The following is a 4,864-nucleotide window of genomic DNA, read 5'->3' as shown; positions in this document are numbered from 1 at the left end:
GAGAATCGCGAGCGCGTGCCGGCTGCTGTACGCCATGCGCGCGGAGTACACGTGGCACGCACTCTCACGCCATGTTGCTGACAACAATGGGCTGCATGACAGCCTCGCTGACCGGATCATGCTGAGCGAGCCGCGCCTCTTTGCCGAGCTTCGCCTGCACAGCGTTGGTGCTCCACTTGTGACCCACCTTCTCTTGGCTGCGAACCGAAGCAATCGCAACGACCTGCCCGTCGAGTGGTGGGGTTTCATTGCCCGCGAATCCAGCGTGAATGCGGTGGACGAGCGTGGCGCGACGCCATTGCATTGCGCAGCCGAAAGCGGGATGGTGGACTGTGTGCGGATGCTGCTCGATCGCGGCGCCGATGTCAATGCAAGGAGCAAGGCCGGTGTGCACCAGGGCCGATGGAGCGGGGGATACTGATACTGGACGGCCCTTCACCGCGCGGCGTGGAGCGGGCATGTGGACTGCGTCCGAGTTCTGCTCGAGCACGGCGCCGACGTGAACGCGTCGAGCAGTGACGGCGCGTCCCCACTGCACCGCGCGGCGTGGAACGGCCACGTGGACTGCGTACGGGTCATGCTCGAGCACGGTGCCGATGTCAACGCGAGGGACGGGAGCGACCCTAGGGAATGCAGTTTCCACGATGGCTCGACGCCGCTGCATTGGGCGGCCGACGGTGGCAGTGCAGAATGCATTCGGGTGCTGCTTGAGTATGGCGCCGAAGTTAACGCGACCGACGACGAAGGCATGTCATCACCGTTGTTCTGGGCGGCGGCGGCCGGCCATGTTGACTGCATGCTATTGCTACTCGAACAGGGCACCGGCGTCGCTCTGAACTACGAAACGCCGCTACACTGGGCGTGTGCCAATGGCCGGGTAGACTGCGTTCGCGCCCTACTTGATCGTGGCGCGGACGTGAATGCCAAGGACTACAGTGGGACTCCTCTGCACTGGGCGGCCGGCGAGACTACTATCGACTGCATGCATTTGAAGCGACCTAGTGGTCAGGGTACCGTCCACGATTGCCATGTGACCGGAAAGGCTGAGTGCGTGCGACTGCTACTTGCGCATGGTGCCGACCCGAATGCTTAGGGCAAGACGCCGTTGCATGCTGCAGCTGGCTACGGCACCACAGTCTGCTTTCGGGAACTACTGGAGCACGGTGCCAACTGGAATGCAAGGAACAAGGGCAGCGGTACGCCGCTTCACCTTGCGGCATGGAGCGGCCACAAAGACTGCGTGCGAGCGCTGATCGGATGTGTCTTTCCCTCTCAATTCGTCACCAAAGCCGGAAAAAGGCCCTTAGACTACGCGACCTTATCCCCCAAGGCGGACTGTGCGAGCCTACTGCGTGAGTGGGAATCTCTACAAGCCCAACGGGCACCCTGACATGCAATAGGCCCACTGCTACAGCAAGGAGCGGCTTAACTGCTTCTCTTTACACCATGCGCTTGCCCCGCGAGCCATGCTCGCCTGCCGGTAGCGTAGAGGACAATATGATACGTGCGTCATTGTGGTCCTCATCACCCAGGCTACGTTCATCACCAAGCATGAAACAGTACCGAAGGGCGAAGCCAGACAAGGTCACTTTCCACTACGACCGCTGCGTGCAAGCAGTGGGCAGCACATACTGTGCGCAGCTGTGCCGCACACTGTGGCACGCCGTGCGCACTATTGTGGACGATGCTTGGGAGAAGGGATGCTTCGGAGGGGCCATGACACGGATGCGCGCGACAAACACGACGACGCGTGGTCCCTTGTGCCTACCCATGGAGGCCATTCCCTCCCTTCCTCACATGCAGCCGAGCGATGCACGCGTGCTTCCACCTTCCACAACTCCATGGGCGTGTGGGGGGAGGAGCAGACGAGGAGAGGCTGGTGGCCGCTCGCCGCGCAACCATCCGCACCGCAGAGTGCGGGTCACGTGCGGCACCCCGGACGACGCTCCGAACCACGTGACCCTCGGCGGCGGTGGTGGGCCGGGCGGCGGTGTTCGGACGCGCGCGACCTCGTGCGCATCAAACAACACACACACACGAGCACATTCCATCACCGCGTGTGCGCCATTTCATCACAACGCGGTCGCGACCCTCGCGCGCGCGGCCGCCCTCACTCTCTCCACTCTCTTCTCTCTCCCTTCTCGCTCCCCCACTCCCAGGAAACGCAGGCGTCGGCGCCGGGCTGCAGCCGACGGAGCCGGACGCGTGTCAGAGGCACGCCCGCGAGGGCGTCAGGTCAGGAGCGAAGGTAGGCCAGGCGGACGCGCACGCGAGCGCGACACGGCAGCCGCTGCCCTTGCGCAGTGACTGAGTCGCGCGTCCCCCGTTCTCTGCACCTTGATGCCCGCACAGGGTCAAGCATGAGCGTGCTGGGGCGGCTGCGGACGGCGGCGGGCCTCGGCCTACGCGCGCGTGACGGCGCCGTCACGTGGCATCGGCCGCCCGCGCTGCGACTGCCGCCGCTGTGCCCTGCTCGGCGCGGGCTGAGCAGCGACAAGGCCACGGAGCCGCCGCCGCCGCCGACATCGCCGCAGGCAGCGCTCGCGAGGGCGTCCGCGGCGCCGGGCGGGCGCCTGGTGGACACCCTCGCGTACTACGGCAAGGAGTACCTTGGCCTCGTCGTCTCCGTGGCGACGATCGTTGGCGTCGGCGCGGGGATTATCAAGTTATGGAGGGACTCCGACGCGTACGCGACCAGGAAGGCGCTGCACAGGCTGCAGACGAAGTTCGAGCGGCTGCCCGGCAGCACGCCCATTGCCGGGATCGAGGAGAAGGACTGGCTGCCGCGGGAGGAGGAGGCCAAGGCGTATGTGCGCAGCATCCTGTTCGAGGCACCGGGGCGGGCGGTGATTGTCGGGCCGAGCGGGTCGGGGAAGACGTCGACGGTGCTGATGGTGGCACGTGGGGACCATCGCGACGGCATCGTGTTCGTCAACATGAAACCGTCGAAGAACGAGGGCAAGGATGCGATGAAGGCGTTTGCACGCGCATTCGGCGTCGACGTGGACAAGGTGGATAGCGCCATCCCCGAGGCCATTCGCGAGTACCATGCGAAGACGGGGCGGTTCGCGACGGTCATCGTCGAGGACGTGCAGGGCCTGGTGTACACGGCGCGCTCGCTGCTGCAGTTCCTCGCGGAGTGCATCGAGGCCAAGGCGCTCAACCTGGTCTTCCTGTCGAGCGAGGGCGACCTGCCGTCGCAGCTGCGGTCGATGTCGGGGTGGAGCAACGCGGTCGCGGTCTACGAGCTGAACCCGATCAGCGAGGCGGCGATGCGGGAGCACCTGCAGCAGGTGTGGCACCTGGAGCCGGCGCTAGTGTCGCATGTGATCGAGCAGATTGGCACGGGCGCGCGCGACATCTTCGAACGCGTCCTGGGGAATCGCAAGCCTGGGGAAGAGATAGAGCAATACGTGGTGGAGGGCAAGGTAGCGCAACTCGTTCATGAAGCCGTGAAGCTAGTCAACGGTACCGTCAAGTCTCTGGCGAAGGAGGAGATTCTCAAGCCCAAGTTCAACGGCATCCAGCCCGCGGCGGTGCTGCTGCTGGATCACTTGCTGACGACGCCCGAGACGAGCACGCGGGATGCCTTTGACGCGCGCAGCACCAAGGGATGGCCGACCATGGTGCTGTTTGATAGCGCAGCAGATGTTCTTATCAGCAGGAACATTCTCCACAGGGGAGTCAACGACAAGTTGACCTGGCATCGGGGCGCAATGCGGACGGCGTACAACGAGCTTCAGCACTCGAAGGACATCAAGGACGCCCGGGCGCGCAAGAAGAGCTAGGCCGAGGAATGCGCGCAGCATGCTGCGGCCATGGCAGCTGCGCGAGGCGAGCGCATGGCCATAGACAGCTTGGTGTGTCAGCACGCGATCCCCAGCTGCGACGCGAGCGCATGCACCGGGATGTCAGCGCCATGTGGGGAGGGTGACGATGGGCGACGTGGAGCGCTCGTGTTGGTCGTCGCGATGCACGCCATGGCCAACTCGCCCTGCATCCGCGCGTTCATTGACCACGGCAAGCCGCTGGACGCGCGCCTGGCCCAACTGGACGACGTCGGACGCCTGTTCTGGCAGGGCTCCATCGCGGAGCCCAACAGTCTCCGCATCCCGCAGGCACGGCGAGCCGCCTGCCTTGCCACCGCGTGATGCGCGTGCGCGCCAGGCGCGGCTCGCGCACATGGCCCTCTGCGGCGAGTCGATCGCGCCGGGAGTGGCATCCCTCTGGGGAGACGTTGATCAAGCCCTCGTTCCGCTGCAGTGGCTCGCATCTCTCCGCACCTGCGCCGTCGCCGCCGAGCTCGTGTGCGAGAACGAGAAGTGCGCCTCCCATGGCACAGTGCTGCGCGTGCCGATCGAGGAGGGCGAGCTGAAGGTCGACGTGGCCGCGTTCGTGGCGCATCGCGAGGGTGCGCTGGACACACTGGATCCCACGACGACCGTCAGCGCTGCCGTGAACGAGCGCATGGTCGAGCTCCTGACGCAGCCGCGGACGTCGCACCCGTGTCGTGACCCGGGCCAGAGAGTCACACGCCGCCAGGCACGCAAGTGCACGTACGGGCTCGTCGGCGCGAGTGGGCGGCTGCCGCCTGTGGTGATCGCGAACTACGACACGATTCTCTGTCCGGGAGCCGGGAAGGACTTCTTCGACGCATTGGACCCCGAGGAGGCCATCGAGATCGCTGCAGGCGAGCTGCGTGGCTCCTATCGCCTGTCGGGGCTGATAAGCAACATGGAAGGCAACCACTTTGTCGCGCAGTTCCTGCACGCGGGCAGCGCCTACGACCAGGACGCCATGGACCATGCCGGCGAGGCCTTTGTGGTCGGCACGAGGATCAGCCCCACGCACCTGCGCGGAAGTC

6 protein-coding genes and 1 pseudogene are annotated in these 4,864 nt (G+C 65.4%); all 7 read left to right on the top strand.

What is annotated here, in order from left to right; all coding sequences use genetic code 11:
• Positions 1-421: ankyrin repeat domain-containing protein (locus KIT86_RS24150; RefSeq protein ID WP_297403135.1), on the top strand; the 421-nt coding region annotated here is incomplete at its 5' end.
• Positions 422-433: 12 nt separating this feature from the next.
• Positions 434-817, top strand: a pseudogene (locus KIT86_RS24145) (ankyrin repeat domain-containing protein); the annotation flags it as partial.
• Complete coding sequence (locus KIT86_RS25255; RefSeq protein WP_367185469.1) at positions 797-1,093, top strand: ankyrin repeat domain-containing protein; 297 nt, start codon at positions 797-799, stop codon at positions 1,091-1,093. The pseudogene KIT86_RS24145 and the gene KIT86_RS25255, both read left to right, overlap by 21 nt.
• Positions 1,094-1,105: 12 nt before the next feature.
• Positions 1,106-1,390, top strand: a complete 285-nt coding sequence (locus KIT86_RS25250) for an ankyrin repeat domain-containing protein (protein ID WP_367185468.1) — start codon at positions 1,106-1,108, stop codon at positions 1,388-1,390.
• Positions 1,391-2,360: 970 nt separating this feature from the next.
• Positions 2,361-3,788 carry an ATP-binding protein gene (locus KIT86_RS24135; protein ID WP_297403133.1) on the top strand — a complete coding sequence of 476 codons (1,428 nt, stop codon included), beginning with the start codon at positions 2,361-2,363 and terminating at the stop codon, positions 3,786-3,788.
• A 168-nt stretch (positions 3,789-3,956) separates the two neighbouring features.
• Entirely contained in the window at positions 3,957-4,151 is a 195-nt protein-coding gene (locus tag KIT86_RS24130; protein WP_297403131.1) for a hypothetical protein, read from the top strand.
• Positions 4,138-4,864, top strand: a 727-nt coding sequence (locus KIT86_RS24125) for a hypothetical protein (RefSeq protein ID WP_297403129.1), incomplete at its 3' end; no start/stop codon positions are given. The genes KIT86_RS24130 and KIT86_RS24125, both read left to right, overlap by 14 nt.

The organism is Hydrogenophaga sp., from assembly GCF_026125825.1.
Classification (GTDB): domain Bacteria; phylum Pseudomonadota; class Gammaproteobacteria; order Burkholderiales; family Burkholderiaceae_C; genus Hydrogenophaga.
This window is presented reverse-complemented; position numbering and strand designations above follow the sequence as displayed.